Here is a 265-nt window from a genome sequence, read left to right as displayed (position 1 = left end):
GAATAACAACGGGAAAGTCGTGTTCAACTCCGGATTCCTGTTGCTGGCCGACCACTATAACTTCCTGCCACGGGCATGCCGTCCACGCAGGGCCAGAACAAAAGGTCAGGTTGAGCGGATGGTGAAATACCTCAAGGAGAACTTCTTCGTTCGGTACCGCAGGTTCGACAGCTTCACTCATGTTAATCAACAACTGGAGCAATGGATAGCCGATGTGGCTGACAAACGGGAACTTCGCCAGTTCAAAGAAACGCCGGAACAGCGC

1 pseudogene is annotated in these 265 nt (G+C 52.5%); it reads left to right on the top strand.

Features of this window, described 5'->3' with window-relative positions:
- Positions 1-265, top strand: a pseudogene (locus AC0L3S_RS39420) (IS21-like element IS21 family transposase); the annotation flags it as partial.

It is taken from the genome of Bradyrhizobium sp. Ken01, from assembly GCF_055807355.1.
The sequence above is the reverse complement of the archived record's forward strand: the minus strand, read 5'-3'. Positions and strand labels throughout refer to the sequence as shown.